Source organism: Micromonospora sp. NPDC048907 (assembly GCF_055586885.1).
This window is the reverse complement of record NZ_JBVJHI010000002.1, coordinates 367482-388511: the sequence shown is the minus strand read 5'-3', so window position 1 is coordinate 388511 and position 21030 is coordinate 367482. Positions and strand designations below refer to the sequence as shown.

The 21030-nt window shown below is 75.7% G+C and carries 16 protein-coding genes and 1 pseudogene; 14 read left to right on the top strand and 3 right to left on the bottom strand.

The window, feature by feature from the left end:
• Nucleotides 1-97 precede the first annotated feature (97 nt).
• From ACZ6PY_RS06900 to ACZ6PY_RS06875, 6 genes and pseudogenes are all read left to right on the top strand, one after another.
• A complete protein-coding gene (locus ACZ6PY_RS06900) occupies nt 98-487 on the top strand; it encodes a MerR family transcriptional regulator (RefSeq protein WP_262282487.1) in 390 nt (129 codons plus the stop codon).
• Nucleotides 484-1488: an aldo/keto reductase gene (locus ACZ6PY_RS06895; protein ID WP_466069961.1), complete on the top strand. Its 1005-nt coding sequence runs from the start codon at nt 484-486 to the stop codon at nt 1486-1488. The genes ACZ6PY_RS06900 and ACZ6PY_RS06895 overlap by 4 nt, the downstream gene beginning before the upstream one ends.
• Nucleotides 1489-1702: 214 nt before the next feature.
• A pseudogene (locus ACZ6PY_RS06890) lies at nt 1703-2401 on the top strand (phosphoribosyl-AMP cyclohydrolase); the annotation flags it as partial.
• 186 nt (nt 2402-2587) lie between these two features.
• A complete protein-coding gene (hisI, locus tag ACZ6PY_RS06885) occupies nt 2588-3022 on the top strand; it encodes a phosphoribosyl-AMP cyclohydrolase (RefSeq protein ID WP_466070768.1) in 435 nt (144 codons plus the stop codon).
• Nucleotides 3019-4572, top strand: a complete 1554-nt coding sequence (locus ACZ6PY_RS06880) for an anthranilate synthase component I (RefSeq protein ID WP_466069959.1) — start codon at nt 3019-3021, stop codon at nt 4570-4572. The genes hisI and ACZ6PY_RS06880 overlap by 4 nt, the downstream gene beginning before the upstream one ends.
• Nucleotides 4569-5132: a Trp biosynthesis-associated membrane protein gene (locus ACZ6PY_RS06875; RefSeq protein WP_466069958.1), complete on the top strand. Its 564-nt coding sequence runs from the start codon at nt 4569-4571 to the stop codon at nt 5130-5132. Before ACZ6PY_RS06880 ends, ACZ6PY_RS06875 begins: the two co-directional genes overlap by 4 nt.
• Before the next feature lie 19 nt (nt 5133-5151).
• Here the strand turns inward: ACZ6PY_RS06875 and ACZ6PY_RS06870 are convergent, their stop codons facing one another.
• The gene (locus ACZ6PY_RS06870; RefSeq protein WP_466069957.1) at nt 5152-5424 is read right to left on the bottom strand and encodes a hypothetical protein; all 273 of its coding nucleotides are present in this window, start codon (nt 5422-5424) and stop codon (nt 5152-5154) included.
• A 488-nt stretch (nt 5425-5912) separates the two neighbouring features.
• Here ACZ6PY_RS06870 and trpC point away from each other — a divergent pair, with 488 nt between their 5' ends.
• Genes trpC through trpA form a run of 3 tightly spaced genes read left to right on the top strand, consistent with a single transcriptional unit; the run spans nt 5913 to nt 8799 of the window.
• Nucleotides 5913-6716, top strand: a complete 804-nt coding sequence (trpC, locus tag ACZ6PY_RS06865; protein ID WP_466070766.1) for an indole-3-glycerol phosphate synthase TrpC — start codon at nt 5913-5915, stop codon at nt 6714-6716.
• A 42-nt stretch (nt 6717-6758) separates the two neighbouring features.
• Nucleotides 6759-7991 carry a tryptophan synthase subunit beta gene (gene trpB / locus ACZ6PY_RS06860; protein WP_466069955.1) on the top strand — a complete coding sequence of 411 codons (1233 nt, stop codon included), beginning with the start codon at nt 6759-6761 and terminating at the stop codon, nt 7989-7991.
• A gap of 4 nt (nt 7992-7995) precedes the next feature.
• On the top strand, nt 7996-8799 hold the full coding sequence (gene trpA, locus ACZ6PY_RS06855) for a tryptophan synthase subunit alpha (protein WP_262282493.1): 804 nt from the start codon (nt 7996-7998) through the stop codon (nt 8797-8799).
• Between the two features lie 28 nt (nt 8800-8827).
• Here the strand turns inward: trpA and ACZ6PY_RS06850 are convergent, their stop codons facing one another.
• Nucleotides 8828-9373 (bottom strand): NUDIX hydrolase, encoded by a 546-nt coding sequence (locus ACZ6PY_RS06850; protein ID WP_466069953.1) that lies wholly within the window; start codon nt 9371-9373, stop codon nt 8828-8830.
• A 102-nt stretch (nt 9374-9475) separates the two neighbouring features.
• On the opposite strand from ACZ6PY_RS06850, the gene lgt reads away from it, so the two are divergent.
• Together lgt and ACZ6PY_RS06840 are read left to right on the top strand one after the other, a co-directional pair.
• The gene (lgt, locus tag ACZ6PY_RS06845; RefSeq protein ID WP_466069951.1) at nt 9476-10711 is read left to right on the top strand and encodes a prolipoprotein diacylglyceryl transferase; all 1236 of its coding nucleotides are present in this window, start codon (nt 9476-9478) and stop codon (nt 10709-10711) included.
• A gap of 11 nt (nt 10712-10722) precedes the next feature.
• Nucleotides 10723-11910, top strand: a complete 1188-nt coding sequence (locus ACZ6PY_RS06840; protein WP_466069950.1) for an FAD-dependent oxidoreductase — start codon at nt 10723-10725, stop codon at nt 11908-11910.
• Between the two features lie 60 nt (nt 11911-11970).
• Here ACZ6PY_RS06840 and ACZ6PY_RS06835 read toward each other — a convergent pair whose 3' ends face one another.
• Nucleotides 11971-12816 (bottom strand): GNAT family N-acetyltransferase, encoded by an 846-nt coding sequence (locus ACZ6PY_RS06835; protein ID WP_466069948.1) that lies wholly within the window; start codon nt 12814-12816, stop codon nt 11971-11973.
• A 146-nt stretch (nt 12817-12962) separates the two neighbouring features.
• Between ACZ6PY_RS06835 and gltB the strand changes: the two genes are divergently transcribed.
• The 3 genes from gltB to ACZ6PY_RS06820 all read left to right on the top strand — a co-directional run bounded on the left by gltB (nt 12963) and on the right by ACZ6PY_RS06820 (nt 20985).
• Nucleotides 12963-17657, top strand: coding sequence for a glutamate synthase large subunit (gene gltB / locus ACZ6PY_RS06830; protein ID WP_466069946.1), 4695 nt, complete (start codon nt 12963-12965; stop codon nt 17655-17657).
• On the top strand, nt 17650-19158 hold the full coding sequence (locus ACZ6PY_RS06825) for a glutamate synthase subunit beta (protein WP_466069944.1): 1509 nt from the start codon (nt 17650-17652) through the stop codon (nt 19156-19158). The genes gltB and ACZ6PY_RS06825 overlap by 8 nt, the downstream gene beginning before the upstream one ends.
• 213 nt (nt 19159-19371) lie before the next feature.
• Complete coding sequence (locus ACZ6PY_RS06820) at nt 19372-20985, top strand: MFS transporter (RefSeq protein ID WP_466069943.1); 1614 nt, start codon at nt 19372-19374, stop codon at nt 20983-20985.
• The last annotated feature ends 45 nt before the right edge of the window (nt 20986-21030 follow it).

The following is a 21030-nucleotide window of genomic DNA, read 5'->3' as shown; positions in this document are numbered from 1 at the left end:
CTCCAAAACTCATCAACCGTTGAACTCAACGCTAGATGAGTTATCCACCCGGGCGCAAGGTTGACTTCGAGTGCCCTCGAACTGGAAGCCTGGGTGCGTGGACATCAGCACGCGGGAGATGAGCCTCACCGTCGGTGAGGCGGCGGAACGGGTCGGCCTGACCACCTACACGCTGCGCTGGTACGAGCAGGAGGGCCTGGTCGCCCCGGTCGGCCGGGACTCCGCCGGCCGTCGGCGCTACACCGAGTCCGACGTCAACTGGCTGTTCCTGCTCACCCGGCTTCGGCGCACCGGCATGCCGGTGCGGGACATGCGGCGCTACGCCGAACTGGCCCGGCAGGGCGACCGCACGCTCGGCGCCCGGCGGGCCCTGTTCGAGGCGCACCGGAGCCGGGTGCTGGCCCGGATGGCCGAGCTGGAGGAGGACCTCAAGGTCCTCGACTACAAGATCGACGCGTACCGCCGGGCGGAGGAGGAACTGGCATGATCAAGCGACGGGTGGGCGCCACCGGCCCCGAGGTCTCGGCCATCGGGCTGGGCTGCATGGGCATGAGCTTCGCCTACGGCGGCGCCGACGACGCCGAGTCCACGCGGACCCTGCACCGGGCCCTCGACCTCGGGGTCAACCATCTCGACACCGCCGACATGTACGGCTTCGGGGCGAACGAGCGGCTGCTCGGCCCGGTGGTCCGGGCGCGGCGGGACGAGGTCTTCCTGGCCACCAAGTTCGGCAACCGCACCAGCGGCGACACCTTCGGCGGCACCGGCAGCCCGGGCGCCTACGTGGACAGCAGCGCCGCCTGGGCGAAGCAGGCGTGCGACGCGTCGCTGGCCCGGCTCGGCATCGACACCATCGACCTCTACTACCTGCACCGGCGCAACCCGGACACCCCGATCGAGGAGACCGTCGGGGCGCTGGCCGAGCTCGTCCAGGCGGGCAAGGTGCGGCTCATCGGCCTCTCCGAGGTCAGCCCGGCCACCCTGCGGGCGGCGCACGCCGTGCACCCGATCTCGGCCGTCCAGATGGAGTACTCGCTGTTCACCCGGGACGTCGAGGGCGAGATGCTCGCCACCTGCCGGGAGCTGGGCGTGTCCCTGGTCGCGTACTCGCCGGTCGGGCGGGGCCTGCTCACCGGGGCCATCACGAGCCGCGAGCAGCTCGCCGAGGACGACTGGCGGCGCACCGTGCCCCGGTTCGCCGACGGGAACCTCGACGCCAACCTGAAGCTGGCCGAGGCGGTCCGCGCGGTGGCCGCCGAGCTGGGCTGCACACCCGCCCAGGCGGCGCTGGCCTGGCTGCTCGCCCAGGGAGAGGACGTCCTCCCGATCCCGGGCACCAAGCGGGTCCGCTACCTGGAGGAGAACGCGGCCGCGGCCGACGTGCGGCTCACCCCGGAGCAGCGGGACCGGCTGGGCGGGGCGGTGCCGGTCGGCGCCGTGGCCGGGGAAAGGTACACGCCGGCAGGAATGCGAACCGTCGGGCACTAGCCCCCCGCAGCGGACACCGGGTCCGCCATCGGTCATTGCGCCAAGATCGGGCGTCCGGCACCATGACGCCGTGGGTCCCGCTCCGTTGCCCGTGACCGGTGGCGGCTCCAGGCCGCGGCGCGGCGCCCGACGCGCCGAGCCGGGGTTGCCGGAATTCCTCGACGACTGGGCCGCCCGCCTCCGGCAGGCCGCCGACCGTCCCGTCGTCGGGATCATGCTGCGTGGCAGCCACGCCCGGCGGGCCGCCACCGAGCACAGCGACGTCGACCTCGACGTGCTGGTCGCCGCCGACGACGAGCGGTCGGGACCCGCCGGCCCGGAGACCGGGGCGGCGGGTCCGGCCCGCCCCGGCGCCGGCGGCGCGGAAACGGTGGCGGCGGGGCCGGCCTTCAACGCCACCCCGTACGCGGCCCGCCGGGCGTACCTCGCCGAGTTCGACGGCCGGCTCGTGCACGTCTCCGTGGCCGCCCGGGACGTCCGCTCCTGGGTGGACCGGCTGGGCCAGCCCGCCGACTGGGCGTTCGGGCTGCCGGTCGCCGCGCCGGCCCGGTTGCTCTGGGCGGCGCCGGAGTGGCGGCGCCGGATCGACCTGCCGGTGCTCTGCCAGCCCGCCGACGAGCCCCGCCTCGAAGAGCTGATCGCCACCCTGGGCAAGGTGGCCGGCGCCCGCTGGGCCGACGACGGGGTGGGCGTCCGGCTCGCCGCCGCCGACCTGGCCCGGCTCTGCCCGTCGGTGCTGCGCCTGGCCAACCCGTCGATCCGGGTGGTGTCCCGCCGGGCCGCCCTGGCCGCCGCGCTGGACCTGCCGGTCGCGCCGGCCGGCTACCGCGACGACATGCTGCTCTGCCTCGGGCTGCGCCCCGGCGGCACCGCCGAGGTGGCCGCCGCCGCCGGCCGGCTGGTCACCGGGACCGTCCCGCTGGTCCGCCCGTACGCGGGGGAGATCGCCGCGGTCGGCGGCGCGGACCTGGCCGCGGCCCTGGTCGACGGCCGGCTGGACCGCTACCTCGGCCAGCTCACCCGGGCGCTGGACCGCCCCGCGACCGCCCGACGGGACACGTCGGCGGTGCCGGCGCCCCGTGCGGGAGAATGGTCAACCGTGCCCGCCTCTGACGCGCCCGTGACCGGCGCCCCCGCCAGCTCCGGTGCCGGCCCGGCCCCCGGCCCGGCCCGGCCCTCCCGGCTCGACCCGGCCATCGCGGCCCGGCTGCGCCGCACCCCCGACGGCCTGGTGGCCGCGGTGGTCCGCGCGCACGACTCGGGTGAGGTGCTGATGGTCGCCTGGATGGACGACGAGGCGCTGCACCGCACCCTGACCACCGGCCGCGCCACCTACTGGTCGCGCAGCCGCCAGGAGTACTGGGTCAAGGGCGCCACCTCCGGCCACCACCAGTACGTCCGCTCGGTCGCCGTGGACTGCGACGGCGACGCGCTGCTGGTCAGCGTCGAGCAGGTCGGCGCGGCCTGCCACACCGGGCACCGCACCTGCTTCTTCACCGAGCTGCCGGTGAGCGCGCCGGAGGCGACGTCATGACCGACGGCACGGTCAGCCCGGACCAGGCCGCCTTCGCCGAGCTGGCGGCCCGCTGGCGGGTCGTGCCGGTCACCCGGCGGCTGCTCGCCGACGCGGAGACCCCGGTCGGCGTCTACCGCAAGCTGGCCGGTGGCCCCGGCACGTTCCTGCTGGAATCCGCCGAGCAGGGCGTCGGCTCGGCCGGGATGGCCTGGTCGCGCTACTCCTTCATCGGCGTGCGCAGCAGCGCCACGCTGACCGAGCGGGGCGGCGCGGCGGTCTGGGCCGGCGAGCCGCCCGCCGGGGTGCCGGCCGGCGGCGACCCGGTGGCCGCCCTCCGGGAGACCGTCGCCGCGCTGGCCGGGCCGGCCTGGGATCCGTCCAGCGGCATGCCGCCGCTCACCGGCGGCATGGTCGGCTACCTCGGGTACGACCTGGTCCGCCGCTTCGAGCGGCTGCCCGAGCTGACCGAGGACGAACTCGACGTGCCCGAGCTGGGCATGATGCTGGCCACCGACCTCGTGGTGCTCGACCACTACGACGGCTCGGCGATCCTGGTCGCCAACGCGGTGCTGCCCCCGCTCGGCGTGCCCGACCGCGAGTCACTGGTGGCGGCCGCGTACCACCACGCGGTGGGCCGGCTGGACGCCATGACCACCGCGCTGTCCCGACCGATCCCGCCCATGATCTCGACGGTCGCCCGGCCCGGCGTCGGCGAGGTGGTCAGCCGCACGCCGGAGGGCGGCTACCCGAAGGCGGTGGAGGCGGCCAAGGAGGCGATCCGGGCCGGCGAGTGCTTCCAGATCGTGCTGAGCCAGCGCTTCGAGCGGCCCACCCACGCCGATCCGCTGGACGTCTACCGGGTGCTGCGCACCACCAACCCGAGCCCGTACATGTACCTGCTGCGCTTCGACGGCTTCGACATCGTCGGCTCCTCGCCGGAGGCGCACCTCAAGGTGAGCACCGGCGCGGACGGGCGGCGCCGGGCGCTGCTGCACCCGATCGCCGGCACCCGGCCGCGCGGCGGCTCACCCGAGGCGGACGCCCGGCTCGCCGCCGAGCTGCTCGCCGACCCGAAGGAGCGCGCCGAGCACGTCATGCTGGTCGACCTGGGCCGCAACGACCTGGGCCGGGTCTGCCGGCCGGGCACGGTCGAGGTGCCGGAGTTCGCCACCATCGAGCGGTACAGCCACGTCATGCACATCGTCTCCACGGTCGTCGGCGAGCTGCGTGAGGACCGCACGGCGTTCGACGCGCTCGCCGCGAGCTTCCCCGCCGGCACCCTGTCCGGCGCGCCCAAGGTCCGGGCCATGGAGATCATCGAGGAGTTGGAGCCGGCCCGGCGCGGCCTGTACGGCGGCACGGTCGGCTACTTCGGCTTCGGCGGCGACCTGGACATGGCCATCGCCATCCGCACCGCGCTGATCCGCGAGGGCCGGGCCTACGTGCAGGCCGGGGCGGGCGTGGTGGCCGATTCCGATCCGGCCGCCGAGGACCAGGAGACCCGCAACAAGGCCGCGGCCGTGCTCGCCGCGATCGCCGCCGCCGAGACCCTGCGGGCCGCACGATGAGCGCGTCGACCGGCGCGCCCGCCGCCCGGGGCCGGCGCGAGCTGACGTACGCCGTGCTGCTCTGCCTGGCCGGCGCGGGCCTGGCGTTCTGGGCGGTGACCCGGACGTGGTCGGTCGAGCTGACCGCGCGCGGCTCGCTGCCGCCCGCCCGGCACACCCGCACCGGCGCGGAGCTGCTGCCCTGGGTGTCGGCGCTGGCCCTGGTGGGGCTGGCCGGCGGCGGCGCGGTGCTGGCCACCCGGGGGCCGGTCCGGCGGCTGCTGGGCGGCCTGCTGGCCCTGCTCGGGCTGGGCGTGGCGGCCGGGGGCGGCTACGGGCTGACCGGGTCCGGGGTGAGCCGGCAGTGGCCGGCCCTGGTGCTGGCGGGCGGGCTGGTCCTGGTGGCCGGCGGTCTGCTCACGGTGCTGCGCGGCGGCGGCTGGCCGGCGATGGGCGCCCGCTACGAGCGGCGGGCCGCGCGGCCGGCGGAGCCCGCCGGCGAGGACCGGCCGGCGGTCGAGCGGGGCACCCGGGACGCCTGGGACGCGCTGGACCGGGGCGAGGACCCGACGGTCCGCTGACCGCCCGGCGCCCGCGCGGTCAGCTCACCGGCTGGGCGTCGCGCGCGTCCCGGCGCTCGCGGGCCGCGGCGCGGGCGGCGGCCAGCTCGGCCACCAGGCGCTCCAGTTCCCGGCGCTGCGCGGCCCGGGCCCGGTCGGCGCAGACCGCCTCCCAGGCGTTGCCCCGGGCGGTGCGCGTCCGGCCGTCGCCGGCCATGGCTTCGAGCGTGTGCACCACGCCGACGGCGAGCGCCGCGACGTTCCGGGAGATGGTCGTGAATCCGAGGCTCTGGCTCGGCCCGTTGGCGCTCATGGTCACCCCGCACGAGATCGTTGGCGACGGTCGGCAGCCGCCTCGTCGAGTCTGCCCGAGGAAGATGCTGCCGGGCTCACGTTTCGGCCCCGTGAAACGCCTGTCAACACTGCGGCAACCGGCCCGACCTGGGCAGGGCCGTTCGGCCTTGAGCTTGCTCACAACATCGACGGTCGTCACCGCCCTGCACGTCGCGGGCCGCCATGGTGAGATGGGTCATGGGCGACGGTCGATGTGGCGGCCGGGGCGCGGGACGCGCCCGGGTGGCGCCGGTCGATGGGCCGGTGGCGCTGCGTGACACCCCGTTCACCCGAAGTCGGTCATCATGCCACAGCCCGTTTCGTGAGGAGCGCCATACCCCCGGGCACTTGCTTCCCGGTGGCGCCCCCTAGCATCGGCCCATGACACCCGGAGAGGGGAGTCCGTTGGTGACTGCTGAGCATGCGCACGCGGAGGGGGACGAGGCCGGTCCGGCGGCGTCCGTAAGCGTGCTCGACGAGATCCTGGCCGGCGTGCGCGAGGACGTGGCCCGGCGGCAGGAACAGGTTCCGCTGGAGCGGATCCGCGAGCTGGCCGCCGCCGCGCCGCCACCGCTGGACGCGTACGCGGCGCTGCGCCGGCCGGGCGTGGCCGTGATCGCCGAGGTGAAGCGCTCGTCGCCGTCCAAGGGGCGGCTGGCCGAGATCGCCGACCCGGCCGACCTGGCCGGCGACTACGCCGCCGGTGGCGCCCGGGCGATCAGCGTGCTCACCGAGGGCCGCTGGTTCGGCGGGTCGCTGGACGACCTGGCCGCGGTCCGTGCCGCGGTGAACGTGCCGGTGCTGCGCAAGGACTTCGTGGTCTCCAGCTACCAGGTGCACGAGGCCCGCGCGCACGGCGCCGACCTGGTGCTGCTGATCGTCGCCGCGCTGGAGCAGAACGTCCTGGTCGGGCTGCTGGAGCGGATCGAGTCGCTGGGCATGTGCGCGCTCGTCGAGGTGCACAACGAGGAGGAGGCCGACCGCGCCATGGAGGCCGGCGCGCAGGTGATCGGCGTCAACGCCCGTGACCTGCGTACCCTGGAGGTCGACCGCTCGGTGTTCGAGCGGATCGCGCCCGGCCTGCCGAGCAGGGTCGTCAAGATCGCCGAGTCCGGCGTGCGCGGCCCGCACGACCTCATCCGGTACGCCTCGGCCGGCGCCGACGCGGTCCTGGTCGGCGAGGGCCTGGTCACCCAGAAGAGCCCCCGCGAGGCGGTCGCCGAGCTGGTCAACGCCGGCAACCACCCGGCCACGCCCCGCCCGGTGCGCTGACCCCCGCGCCGGGCCCGAAGACGCAGCGAGAGGACTCCCGCGATGAGCACTGACGCCGCGGCCCCGGCCGGCCAGCTTCCCGACTCCGCCGGTCACTTCGGCCGGTTCGGTGGCCGATTCGTCCCGGAGGCCCTGGTCGCCGCGCTCGACGAGCTGGACGCGGCGTACCGGAAGGCGATGACCGACGAGAGCTTCCTCGCCGAGTTCGACGCCCTGCTGCGCGACTACGCCGGCACCCCGTCGCTGCTCTACGAGGCCCGGCGGCTCTCCGCCGAGATCGGCGCCCGGGTGCTGCTCAAGCGAGAGGACCTCAACCACACCGGCGCGCACAAGGTCCGCAACGTGCTCGGCCAGGCGCTGCTCACGAAGCGGATGGGCAAGCGGCGGGTGATCGCGGAGACCGGCGCCGGCCAGCACGGCGTGGCCACCGCCACCGCCGCCGCCCTGTTCGACCTCGACTGCGTGGTCTACATGGGCGAGGTGGACACCGAGCGGCAGGCGCTCAACGTGGCCCGGATGCGGATGCTCGGCGCGACCGTCGTCCCGGTCACCACCGGCTCGCGCACGCTCAAGGACGCGATGAACGAGGCGATGCGGGACTGGGTCGCCAACGTCGACAGCACCCACTACCTGATCGGCACCGCCGCGGGCCCGCACCCGTTCCCCGAGATGGTCCGGGACTTCGTCCGCGGCATCGGCGTCGAGGCCCGCCAGCAGTGCCTCGACCTCACCGGTGCGCTGCCGGACGCCGTCGCGGCCTGCGTGGGCGGCGGCTCCAACGCGCTCGGCATCTTCCACGCCTTCGTGCCCGACACCGGCGTACGCCTCTACGGCTTCGAGGCCGGCGGCGAGGGTGTGGCGACCGGCCGGCACGCCGCCAGCATCACCGGCGGCTCGGCCGGCGTGCTGCACGGCACCCGGACCTACGTCCTGCAGAACGCCGACGGCCAGACGATCGAGTCGCACTCGATCTCGGCCGGCCTGGACTACCCGGGCGTCGGGCCGGAGCACGCCTGGCTGCACGACAGCGGCCGGGCCACCTACCTGCCCGTCGACGACGACGAGGCCATGGCCGCCTTCGAGCTGCTCTGCCGCACCGAGGGCATCATCCCGGCGATCGAGAGCTCGCACGCGCTCGCCGGCGCCCGGAAGATCGCCCCGCAGCTCGCCGCCGAGCTGGGCCGGGAGCCGGTCATCGTGGTCAACCTCTCCGGCCGGGGCGACAAGGACGTGCACACCGCCGGCGCATACTTCGGCATCCTCGACAAGGAGTGAGAGCGTGAGCCGGATCGGGGTCGCCTTCGACAAGGCCCGGGCCGACGGGCGGGCCGTGCTGGTCGGCTGCATGCCGGCCGGCTTCCCCACCGTCGAGGGCAGCATCGCCGCGATGACCGCCATGGTCGAGGCCGGCGTCGACGTCATCGAGGTGGAGATCCCCTACTCCGACCCGGTGATGGACGGCCCGGTCATCCAGAAGGCCAGCGACATCGCCCTGGCCGGCGGCGTGCGCACCGCCGACGCGCTGCGCATCATCGACGCGGTGGCCGCGACCGGCGCGCCGGTGGTCACGATGACCTACTGGAACCCGATCGAGCAGTACGGCGTCGACGCGTTCGCCCGGGACCTGGCCGCCGCCGGGGGCACCGGCCTGATCACGCCGGACCTGATCCCCGAGGAGGCCGGCGAGTGGCTGGCCGCCTCCGAGGCGCACGGCCTGGACCGGACGTTCCTGGTCTCCCCGTCCTCCACCGACGCCCGGCTGAAGATGACCGTCGGCCACTGCCGCGGCTTCGTCTACGCCACCGCCATCATGGGCGTGACAGGTGCCCGGTCGCAGACGTCCGAGGCGGCCCCGGTCCTGGTCTCCCGGCTGCGCGAGGTCACCGACCTGCCGGTCGGCGTCGGGCTGGGCGTGGGCACCGGCGCCCAGGCCGCCACCGTCGCCGGGTACGCCGACGCGGTGATCGTGGGCAGCGCCCTGGTCCGCTGCGTGCTCGACGCCCCCGACCAGGCGGCCGGCCTGACCGCCCTGCGCGCCCTGAGCGCCGAACTCGCCGAGGGCGTCCGCAACCCGGCCCGCTGACGGCCGGCCCGCCTGGCCTGTCGATCCGTCACCCCGGGCCCGGTCCGCGCCGGGTGGTGCCCAGCTCGCCCCCGGACCGCTGTTCGGGCGGGGCCGCCGACTCACCCGCCGGACCGGCCTGGCCGGGCACCGCGTCGCGGAGGACGCCGGAGCGGCCGGCCAGGGCGTCGGCGACGGCGGCGCGGGTGGTCGGGGTGAGCGCCTCGGGCAGCGCGTCCGGCGGGTGCCAGTCGAGGTGGCAGCCGCCCGCCGGGGCGCCGGCGGGCGTCGCCGCGAGCGTCCGGGCCCGGAACACGTGCACCAGCACGTCGGGCAGGGCGCCGCAGTGGCCGGCGGCGGGCGGGGGAGCGGCGGGGTCGCCGAGCCGGTAGAGGCCGACCAGGTCGACCAGCTCGACCTCCCAGCCGGTCTCGGCGCGGATCTCGCGTCGCGCGGCGGCGGGCGGGCTCTCGTCGCGGCGCAGCCGCCCGCCGGGCAGCGCCCAGCGCCGGCCGCCGCCGGACTGCCGGCAGAGCAGCACCCGGCCGGAGGGGTCGGTGACGACCGCGGCGACCGCCCAGGTGAGCGCGCTCATGGACAAAGAGCCTACGGCCGCGCAAACCAGAAGTCATCCGACCCGCGAACCCGGGCCACCGGGGTGCCGCGAGCACGGTCCGCACCGGTACCGTGTGCACCCGTGACCCTCGCCCCGATGACCCCACTGGCGGCCCTGCCCAGCCCCAGCACCGCCGTCTGGCAGCTCGGTCCGGTTCCGATCCGGGCGTACGCGCTCTGCATCATCGTCGGCATCGTGGTGGCCTGCGTGGTCACCGAGTACCGGCTGCGCCGCCGCGGCGTCGCCCCGGGCGCCGTGCTCGACATCGCCGTCTGGGCGGTGCCCGCGGGCATCATCGGCGCCCGGATCTACCACGTGATCACCTCGCCGGAGAAATACTTCGGCGCCGACGGCCAGCCGCTCAAGGCGTTCGCCATCTGGGAGGGCGGCCTCGGCATCTGGGGCGCGGTGGCCGGTGGCGCGGTCGGCGCCTGGTTCGCGGCCCGGCAGCTGGGCATCCCGTTCGCCGTGGTGGCCGACGCGCTGGCGCCGGGGATGCCGCTGGCCCAGGCCGTCGGCCGGTTCGGCAACTGGTTCAACAACGAGCTCTACGGCGGGCGCACGAGCCTGCCCTGGGGTCTGGAGGTCCACGTCATGGACCCGGACAACCCGGGGCACGCGCTGCGCGACGACGCCGGCAACCCGGTCCTCCAGCCGGGGCTCTACCACCCGGCCTTCCTCTACGAGGCGCTCTGGAACATCGGCGTCGCCGCGCTGGTCGTGGTCCTCGACCGCAAGCTGCGGCTGGGCCGTGGCCGGGCCTTCGCGCTCTACGTGATGGGCTACACGGCGGGCCGGTTCTGGATCGAGCTGATGCGCACCGACGAGGCCAACCACATCCTCGGCGTGCGGCTCAACGTGTGGACCGCGGCGCTGGTCTTCCTCGGCGCGCTGGTGTACTTCCTGCGGGTGCGCGGGCCGCGCCAGTACCTGATCCCGGTCGGCGCGCCGGCCACCCCGGTCCCGCCCGCGGGCGGCGACGTGTCCCAGGTCGACCTCTCCGCGCGGGAGGCCGGGGCGCAGCCGGTCGCGCCGGAGGGCTACCGGGTGGTGACCGAGGAGCAGTTCCGCGCGTACCGGGAGACCGGAGCGGTCCCCGCCGAGGAGCCGGCGGCGACGGACGAGCCCGACCGGGACGAGGCCGACGGGACCGCCACCACCGCGGAGCGCGCGCAGCGCGAGCGGGCCGACGAGGACGGGACCGACGAGGACGGGGCCGACGAGGACCGGACCGGCGAGGACCGGACCGGCGAGGACCGGGCCGACGAGGACCGGGCCGGCGCCGGCGGCTCCCGCCCCGCCGAGCGGGACAGCTGAGCGGGGGAGCCATGCGGAGCGCGGTGGTGGTCGGCGCCGGCCTCGGCGGGCTGGCGACGGCCGGTGCGCTGGCCCGCTCCGGTTGGCGGGTCACCCTCCTCGAACGGGCCGACCGGGTCCGTCCGGAGACGACCGCCGTGGTGCTCTGGCCCAACGGGGTACGCGCGCTGCGCGCCCTGGGCCTCGGCGCCGGGCTGGACGCGATCGCCACCCCGCTGCCCGACGGCGGCGTGCGCCGCCCCGACGGGCACTGGCTGGTGCAGCCCCGCCCCACACCGGCGGAGCGGATGCCGGTGGTGGTGCACCGGGAGGACCTGCACGACGCGCTCATCGCCGGCCTGGGCGACCAGGTGGAGCTGCGCACCGGAGTCCACGTGCGGACGGTGCGGGCGGCACCCGGCGAGCGCCCCGCGGTCGGCGACGGCCGGCACACCGTCGAGGCGGACCTGGTGGTCGCGGCCGACGGCACCGACAGCGAGATCCGCCGGCAGCTCGCCCCGGAGACGGCCGTGGTCAGCTCCGGCTGCGCCGCGTGGCGGGCCGTCATCCCCTGGTACCGGGCTCCGCAGCTCCCCGCCGACCAGCCGGTGCACGGCGAGACGCTGGGTGCGGGCTACCGCTTCGTGGCCGCCTCGCTCGGCGACCGGGGCACCGCGGGCGCCTCCCGCCGCGGCGGCATCTACTGGGTGGCCACCGCCGCCGGTGCGCCCCGCCCCGAGCCGCCGGAGACGCAGCTCGCCCTGCTCAAGCGCTGGTACGCGGGCTGGCCCGCGCCGATCGCCACCCTGCTCGACGCCACCGACCCGGCCGACCTGGTGCAGCAGGAGATCCGGGAGCTGCGCCCGCTGCCCCGGGCGTACGGGTTCCCGGCCGGGCCGGGCGGTGTGGTGCTGCTCGGCGACGCGGCGCACGCCATGCCGCCGCACCTGGGGCAGGGCGCCTGCCTCGCCTTCGAGGACGCGGCCACCCTGTCGGCGCTGCTGCGGGAGTCCCGGCTCCCCGACGCGGTGGCCGGCTACGACCGCCTGCGCCGGCCCCGCGCGGCCACCATGGTGCGGCAGACCCGGCGCATGTCGGCGGTGCTCCAGACCCGGGGCCGGCTGGCGCTGCGCGCCCGCGACGCCGCGCTGGGCACGATCAGTCCGCGGCTGCGCAACACGGCCGCCACCGCCGCCGCCTCCTGGCACCCGCCGGCCTGACCGCGCCACGCCCCGGGGTGCGGCACGGGCCTGCCCGGAACGGTCCGCGTGGAGCGGCCGTCAGCCGACCACGGCGGTCGGCTCGGCGATGCAGGCGGTGCCGACGCGGCGGAAGCCGACCCGCAGGTAGACCCGGGCGATCTCCTCGCTGCCGGCGGAGAGGAAGACCAGGTCGGTGCCGGCGGCGCGCAGCCGGTGGGCCAGGGTGGCGGTCACCGCCGCGCCCAGGCCGCGCCGGCGGGCCGCCGGCAGGGTGGCCACCCCGGCGATCTCCGCCACGTCGCCGACCCGCATGGCCATCCCGCTGGCCAGCGCCCCTTCGTCCGGCGTGCCGGCGAGCACCGAGATGCGCCGGCCGTCGACGATGCGGACCGCCTCCTCGTCCAGCGCGGCCACGTCCAGCCGGGAGACCGCGGCGTCCCGCTCGGCCGGGCCGGCCTCGCCCCGGGCGGTGCCGCCGTGCGAGAAGCCGACCGCGGCGACGGCCCGGCGCAGCGCCACGTCCGCCGCGAAGCCGGGGTCGCGGGGGTCGAGCACCCGCACCGGTACGTCGCTGAACGTCGCCGGGTCGGGCAGGCGGTCGGGCTCCAGCACCATGAGCGGCGCCTCGAGCACGCTGAGCCCCGCCGAGCGGGCCACCGCCAGCAGGTCCGGGGTGACCTCGTGCACCCACTCGAACGCCTCCGGCAGGCCCAGTTCGCGCTGCCGGGCCCGGACGGCGGTCACGTCGGCGAGCGCGGGCGGCTCGGTGGCGTCCAGCCGGGGGCGGGCGTAGAACGGCCAACCGGCGCCGTCGCGGACGAACAGCACGAGTCCGCCGTGTTCCTCCGTCCGGGCCCCGTCGCGGGGCACCGCGTCGTAGAAACGCTCCAACCGGTCGAGCACGTCAGTGCGTACGACATCCACCGCGCGAGACTACATGTCCCAGATGCTGGAAGTGTGATCAATCTGAACTGGCCTTGTGCCGGACGCCCTAACGTAGACTCAATAAAACCCCCGAGGGCCGACGTCGTCCCCACCGTGTTTGAACCTGAGTGACGACAGGAGGCCCGGTGGCCTTTCCGTACCCTCTCCGCCCCCAGCCGGCCCGGCCGAGCATGGGGCTCTACGACCCCGCGCACGAGCACGACGCCTGCGGTGTGGCCTTCGTGGCCGACCTGCACGGGCGGCGCTCGCACGAGGTCGTCGCGAACGGTCTCGGGGCACTCTGCCGGCTGGACCACCGGGGCGCCCGGGGCGCGGAGCACAACACCGGTGACGGCGCGGGCATCATGATCCAGGTGCCGGACGCGTTCCTGCGCGCGGTCGTCGAGTTCCCGCTGCCGCCCGCCGGCGAGTACGCCACCGGCCTGGTCTTCCTGCCCGACGACGACGCGGCCGAGGCGCGCGCCCGCCAGGTGGTGGAGAAGTACGCGCTGGTCGAGGGCGCCGACATCCTCGGCTGGCGGGACGTGCCGACCGACCCGTCCGGCCTCGGCGAGACCGCCCTGGCGGCGATGCCCCGGGTCCGGCAGCTCTTCCTGGCCGCGCACCGGCTCACCGACGGGCCCGCCGGCCCGGCCGGCTCCCCGCTGGGCGGGCTCGACCTGGACCGGGTGGCGTTCTGCCTGCGCAAGCAGGTCGAGCGGGAGACCGCCGAGCGGGGCGTGCCGGCGTACTTCCCGTCGCTGTCCGGGCGGACCATGGTGTGGAAGGGGATGCTGACCCCGGACCAGCTCCCGGCGTTCTACCCGGAGCTGACCGACGAGCGGGTGGTCAGCGCCATCGCGCTGGTGCACTCGCGGTTCTCCACCAACACGTTCCCGTCCTGGCCGCTGGCCCACCCGTACCGGTTCATCGCGCACAACGGCGAGATCAACACGATCCGCGGCAACCGGAACTGGATGCAGGCCCGGGAGGCGCTGCTGCGCAGCCCGCACCTGCCCGGCAACATCCGCCGGGTCTTCCCGGTCTGCACCCCGGGGGCCTCCGACTCGGCCAACTTCGACGAGGTGCTCGAACTTCTGCACCTGGCCGGGCGGAGCCTGCCGCACGCGGTGCTCATGATGATCCCGGAGGCCTGGGAGAACGACCCCGACATGCGCGCCGACAAGCGCGCCTTCTACCGGTTCCACGCCAGCCTCATGGAGCCGTGGGACGGCCCCGCCTCGGTCGCGTTCACCGACGGCGAGATCGTCGGCGCGGTCCTGGACCGCAACGGGCTGCGCCCGGGCCGCTGGTGGCGGACCGCCGACGGCCTCGTGGTGCTGGGCAGCGAGGCGGGCGTGCTCGACCTCGACCCGGCCACCGTGGTCGCCAAGGGCCGGCTCCAGCCCGGCCGGATGTTCCTGGTCGACACGGTCAACGGCCGGATCGTGCAGGACGACGAGATCAAGACCGAGCTGGCCGCCGCCCGACCGTACGGGGAGTGGCTGCACGCCGGCATCATCGAGCTGGACGACCTGCCCCCGCGCGAGCACATCGTCTACACCCACGACTCGGTACGCCGCCGGCAGCAGACCTTCGGCTACACCGAGGAGGAGCTGAAGATCCTGCTCGGCCCGATGGCCCGCAACGGCGCGGAGCCGCTCGGCTCGATGGGCACGGACACCCCGATCTCCCCGCTGTCCACCCGGCCGCGGCTGCTCTACGACTACTTCCACCAGCTCTTCGCCCAGGTCACCAACCCGCCGCTGGACGCCATCCGGGAGGAGCTGGTGACCAGCCTGGCGTCCACCATCGGCCCGGAGGGCAACCTGCTCGACCCGGGCCCGGCGAGCTGCCGGCAGATCGTGCTGCCGTACCCGGTGATCGACAACGACGAGCTGGCCAAGATCCTCTCCATCGACGAGGACGGCGACCTGCCCGGCTTCAAGGCGGTCCGGGTCTCCGGGCTCTACCGGGTCCGCGACGGCGGCGCCGGCATCAAGGCCCGGCTCACCGAGATCTGCCGGCACGTCTCCGAGGCCATCGAGGACGGGGTACGCATCCTGGTGCTCTCCGACCGGGACTCCAACGCCGACCTGGCCCCGATCCCGTCGCTGCTGCTCACCGCGGCGGTGCACCAGCACCTCGTGCGGGAGCAGACCCGCACCCAGGTGGCGCTGATCGTCGAGTCGGGCGACTGTCGCGAGGTGCACCACGCGGCCGTGCTGATCGGCTACGGCGCGGCGGCGGTCAACCCGTACCTGGCCTTCGAGTCGGTCGAGGACATGATCGCCACGGGCGCGCTGGTCGGCATGGAGCCGGCCACGGCGATCCGCAACTACGTCAAGGCGCTCGGCAAGGGCGTCCTGAAGATCATGTCGAAGATGGGCATCTCGACGGTCTCGTCGTACTGCGGCGCGCAGGTCTTCGAGGCGGTCGGCCTGGACACCCGGCTCGTGCAGCGCTACTTCCGGGGCACCCCGAGCACGATCAGCGGCATCGGGCTCGCCGAGATCCACGCCGAGGTGGCCGCCCGGCACGCGCTGGCCTGGCCGCCCGCGGGCGCCCAGACCAGCGACCGGCTGGACGTCGGCGGCGAGTACCAGTGGCGCCGCGAGGGTGAGCTGCACCTGTTCAACCCGGAGACGGTCTTCCTGCTGCAGCACGCCACCCGCAGCCGCCAGTACGACGTGTTCCGGCAGTACACCGCCAAGGTCGACGAGCTGGCCGCCCGGGCGGGCTCGCTGCGCGGGCTGTTCACGCTGCGCACCGGGGTGCGCCCGCCCGTGCCGCTCGACGAGGTCGAGCCGGCGAGCGAGATCGTCAAGCGGTTCGCCACCGGCGCCATGTCGTACGGGTCGATCTCCGCGGAGGCGCACGAGACTCTGGCCGTCGCCATGAACCGCCTCGGCGGCAAGTCGAACACGGGCGAGGGCGGCGAGGACGTCGAGCGGCTGCACGACCCGCGGCGCCGCTCGGCCGTCAAGCAGATCGCCAGCGGCCGGTTCGGCGTCACGAGCGAATACCTGGTCAACGCCGACGACCTCCAGATCAAGATGGCCCAGGGCGCGAAGCCCGGCGAGGGTGGCCAGCTGCCCGGCAACAAGGTCTGGCCGTGGATCGCGCGTACCCGGCACGCCACCCCGGGCGTCGGCCTGATCTCCCCGCCGCCGCACCACGACATCTACTCCATCGAGGACCTGGCCCAGCTCGTCCACGACCTGAAGTGCGTCAACCCGGCCGCCCGGGTGCACGTGAAGCTGGTCAGCGAGGTCGGGGTGGGCACCGTGGCGGCCGGTGTGGCGAAGCTCAAGGCCGACGTCATCCTGATCTCCGGGCACGACGGCGGCACCGGCGCCTCCCCACTCAACTCGCTCAAGCACGCCGGCACCCCCTGGGAGCTGGGCCTGGCCGAGGCGCAGCAGACGCTGCTGCTCAACAAGCTGCGCGACCGGGTCACCGTGCAGGTCGACGGCCAGCTCAAGACCGGCCGGGACGTGCTGGTCGCGGCGCTGCTGGGCGCCGAGGAGTTCGGCTTCGCCACCGCCCCGCTGATCGTCGAGGGCTGCGTGATGATGCGGGTCTGCCACCTCGACACCTGCCCGGTCGGCATCGCCACCCAGAACCCGGTGCTGCGCGAGCGCTTCACCGGCCGGCCGGAGTTCGTCGAGAACTTCTTCCTGTTCCTCGCCGAGGAGGTCCGTGGCTACCTGGCCGAGCTGGGCTTCCGCAGCATCGCCGAGGCGATCGGGCACACCGAGCTGCTCGACGTGGTCGGCGCGATCGACCACTGGAAGGGTCACGGGCTCGACCTGAGCCGGGTGCTGCACCTGCCCGAGCTTCCCGAGGGCGTGGCGCGGCGCGGCATCCGGGCCCAGGACCACGGCCTGGAGCTGGCGCTGGACAACCAGCTCATCGCCCTGGCCGAGCCGGCGCTGCGCGACGGCACCCCGGTCCGGGTCGAGGTGGCCGTGCGCAACGAGCACCGCAGCGTGGGCGCCATGCTCGGCGGCGAGGTGACCCGCCGCTTCGGCGGCGCCGGGCTGCCCGACGACACCGTCGAGTTCCTGCTGCGCGGCACCGCCGGCCAGTCGTTCGGCGCGTTCCTGCCGCGCGGGGTCACCCTGCGGCTGCACGGCGACGCCAACGACTACGTCGGCAAGGGCCTCTCCGGCGGGCGGCTCGTCGTCCGCCCGGACGCCGCCGCGCCGTTCGCCGGTGCGGAGGCCGACCCCGGCGCGCGCGCCGAGGACCAGATCATCGCCGGCAACACCATCCTGTACGGCGCCACCGGCGGCGAGGTCTTCCTGCGCGGCCGGGTGGGCGAGCGGTTCGCGGTGCGCAACTCCGGCGCGGTGGCCGTCGTCGAGGGCGTCGGTGACCACGGCTGCGAGTACATGACCGGCGGCACGGTGGTGGTGCTCGGGCCGACCGGGCGCAACTTCGCCGCCGGCATGTCCGGCGGCACGGCCTTCGTGCACCGGCTGGACCGGCGCCTGGTCAACGCCGAGCTGGTCGACCTGTCGCCGCTGGGCGTCGAGGAGCGGGAGCGGCTGCACGAGCTGGTCCAGCGGCACTTCGCCGAGACCGACTCGGCGGTCGCCGAGGAGCTGCTCAAGCGCTGGCCGGAGGCGGTGGAGGAGTTCACCGCCGTGGTGCCCCGGGACTACCGCCGGGTGCTGGAGATCATGCGGGCCGCCGAAGCCGCCGGCCGCGACGTCGACGACGCGGTGATGAGCGCTCTGGCGGCGACAGCCGCCGCCGCGGCTCCGCCGGCGGCCTCCGCCGCGTCCATGCCGCCCGCCCCGCGGACGGTCGCCCAGGAGGTGGCTCGTGCCTGACCCGAACGGTTTCCTGCGCTACGACCGGCGGCTGCCCGCCCGCCGCCCGGTCCCGGTGCGGATCATGGACTGGCGGGAGGTCTACCCGCCGGCCGGCGAGGAGCTGATCCGCGAGCAGGCCACCCGCTGCATGGACTGCGGCATCCCGTTCTGCCACGACGGCTGCCCGCTCGGCAACCGGATCCCGGACTGGAACGACCTGGTCCGCACCGGCAACTGGGACGCCGCGGTGGAGTCGCTGCACGCCACCAACAACTTCCCCGAGTTCACCGGCCGGCTCTGCCCGGCGCCCTGCGAGGCGGCCTGCGTGCTCGGCCTGGGCGGCCAGCAGCCGGTCACCATCAAGCAGGTCGAGGTGGAGATCGCCGACGCCGCGGTGGCGCGGGGTGGTCTGCGCCCGCAGCCGGTGCCGGCCCCGACCGGGAGGTCCGTCGCCGTGGTCGGCTCCGGCCCCGCCGGGCTCGCCGCCGCGCAGCAGCTCGCCCGCGCCGGCCACGCCGTCACCGTGTACGAGCGGGACGACGCGCTCGGCGGCCTGCTCCGCTACGGCATCCCCGACTTCAAGCTGGAGAAGCGGCACATCGACCGGCGGCTGGCCCAGCTCGCCGCCGAGGGGGTGCGCTTCCGCACCGGGGTGAACGTCGGCGTCGACGTCACCGCCGGGCAGTTGCGCGCCGAGCACGACGCCGTGCTGCTCGCCTGCGGCGCGCTGCAGGGCCGGGACACCCCACAGACGCCGGGGCGGGCGCTGCGGGGCGTACACCAGGCCATGTCGCACCTGGTGGCGGCGAACCGCGTCGTCGCGGCGGCGGGCGAGGGCGGGCCGGCCCCGGCCACGCTCCCGGACGGCACGCCGATCGACGCCGCCGGCAAGCATGTGGTGATCATCGGTGGTGGCGACACCGCCGCCGACTGCCTGGGCGTGGCCCACCGGCAGGGCGCGGCCGGCGTGCACCAGCTCGACCTCTACCCGGAGCCCCCGGCCGACCGGGACGCCGCCCGCGACCCGTGGCCCACCTGGCCGTGGGTGCTGCGCAGCTACCCGGCGCACGAGGAGGGCGGCGAGCGGGTCTTCGCCGTGGCGGTGCAGGAGTTCGTCGACGACGGCACCGGCCAGGTCCGGGCGGTCCGGATCGCCGAGGTGACCGTCGAGAAGGTGGACGGCCGGCGGATCGTCACGGCGCTGCCCGGGTCGGAGCGGGAGATCCCGGCCGACCTGGTGCTGCTCGCCATCGGGTTCGAGGGCACCGAGGAGCAGCCGCTGCTGGGCCAGCTCGGGGTGACCCGCAACGGCCGGGGCGCGGTCGACGCCCGCCCCGACTGGCAGACCGGCGCCGACGGCGTGTTCGTCGCCGGGGACATGCACCGGGGCGCCTCGCTGATCGTCTGGGCCATCGCCGAGGGTCGGGCCGCCGCCGCGGCCATCCACGCCTACCTGGGCGGGGCCGGGACGCTGCCCGCGTTGGTCGACCCGGCCCGGCAGCCGCTCGCCGCCCGCTGACCCGCCGCGTCACCGGCACCCCGGTCCCGCCCGGACCGGGGTGTCGTGGCGTCCGGGTCCGGTTCGTGCCCGGGGTGCCCCGACCGCCCGACCCCGGTGGTGAACCCGCTCACCAACTGTCGTCGGGAGGTTTGACCGCGGCCAGACTTGTGCGCTGGCCGGACCCGCGGGGGTCCGGCTTCGTCGTGTCACCGTCTGGACGGGGAAACACTCATGGCCCTCGGCGCCACGTTCGCCGCGCTGCGCCACCGCAACTACCGGATCTGGGCCGCGGCCGGATTCGTGTCAGTGATCGGCACCTGGATGCAGGTCCTCGGCGTCAACTGGTACGTGCTGGCCGAGACCGGGTCGGCCACGTCGATGGGGTTCACCGTCCTGCTCCAGGCGCTGCCCACCCTGGTGCTGAGCGTCTGGGGTGGCGCGCTGGCCGACCGGCTGCCCGCCAAGCCGCTGCTGATCGGCGCCCAGGCCGCCCACGCGCTGCTCGCCGCCGGGCTGGCCGTGGTGGCCGTCACCGGCGCCGGCGGTCTCCCGGCGATCTTCGCGATCTCGCTGGCCACCGGCGCGGTGTCCGCGATCGAGGGGCCGGTGATGGGCCGCTGGGCCTCCACCCTGGTGGACCGGGAGAGCCTCGGCAACGCCCTCGCGCTCGGCTCGCTCACCAACTCCGCCGGGCGGATCCTCGGCATGAGCCTCGGCGCGGTCGTGGTCGCCGCGGTCGGCCCCGCGCTGCTCTTCGCCGCGAACTCGGTCAGCTTCGTCGCGGTCGTCGTGGCGCTGTTCGCCGTACGCGAGGCCGACCGGCACGCGGGCGGGCCGGCAGCGGCCGACGCGGCCCCGGCCGACGGCGGCATCCGGGCCGGTTTCCGCTACCTGAGGCGCCAGCCGGTCGTGCTGGTCGCGCTCGCGCTCTCCTTCGTGCTCGGCAGCCTGGGCCGCAACTACCAGGTCACCATGGCCGCCATGAGCGACGGGCCGCTGCACGGCGGCGCGTCCGGCTACGGCCTGCTGTCCACCGTCTTCGCCGTCGGCACGGTGCTCGGCGCCCTGTTCGCGGCGCGCCGCGCCGACCTCGGCTACGCGGTGCTCGTCGGGGCCGGCCTGCTCGCCAGCGGGCTGCAGATCGTCGCCGGGCTTGCCCCGGGCACGCTGAGCTTCGCCGCGGTGATCCTGCCGGTGGCCGCCGCGGCGGTGGTCATCGACACCACGGTCGGCGCCCGGGCCCAGCTCGACACGGACTACGCCATGCGCGGCCGGGTGCTGGCCGCCCTGGCCGTCACCGGCTCGGTCTCCGCGGCCGTGGGCGCCCCGCTGCTCGGCTGGCTCGCCGAGCACGCCGGCCCCCGGCAGACCCTGGTGCTGGCCGGCACGATCACGGCGGTCGCCACCGCTGCCGCCGGCGTGGCCCTGGACCGGCTGCGCGAGCGCCGGCTGGTGCACCGGCTCACCCTGGTGCTGGCCGCGCCGGCCGCCCGCCCGGTCCGCCGGGTCGCCGCCACCGCCGCCCGGGTCGTCCGCCCGGCCGGCGCGGGCCTCGCCGCCGCCACCGCCACCGCGGCCCGGATGGCCCGCCCGGCCGGCGCGGGGCTGGGCGCCGTTCCCGCGGTGGCGCTGCCCCGGCCGACGGTGCTGGCCGGCGTCTCCCCGGTGGCGCTGCCCGGCGCCCCGGCGGGCGCGCGTCCCGGCGACGGCCGGGTCCGGTCCCGCCGGTCCGCCCGTGCCATCCAGGACTGCGCGGCCTGCGCGCCCCACCGGGGCCGGCGCCGCTCCCGCTGGACCGACCTGCGGTCGCCGTACGCGCACCGCGACGGCTGCCCGGCTGCCTGACCCGGCGCGGCACGGGTCCGGTGAGCGAGGTCATGCCGCGCGGGA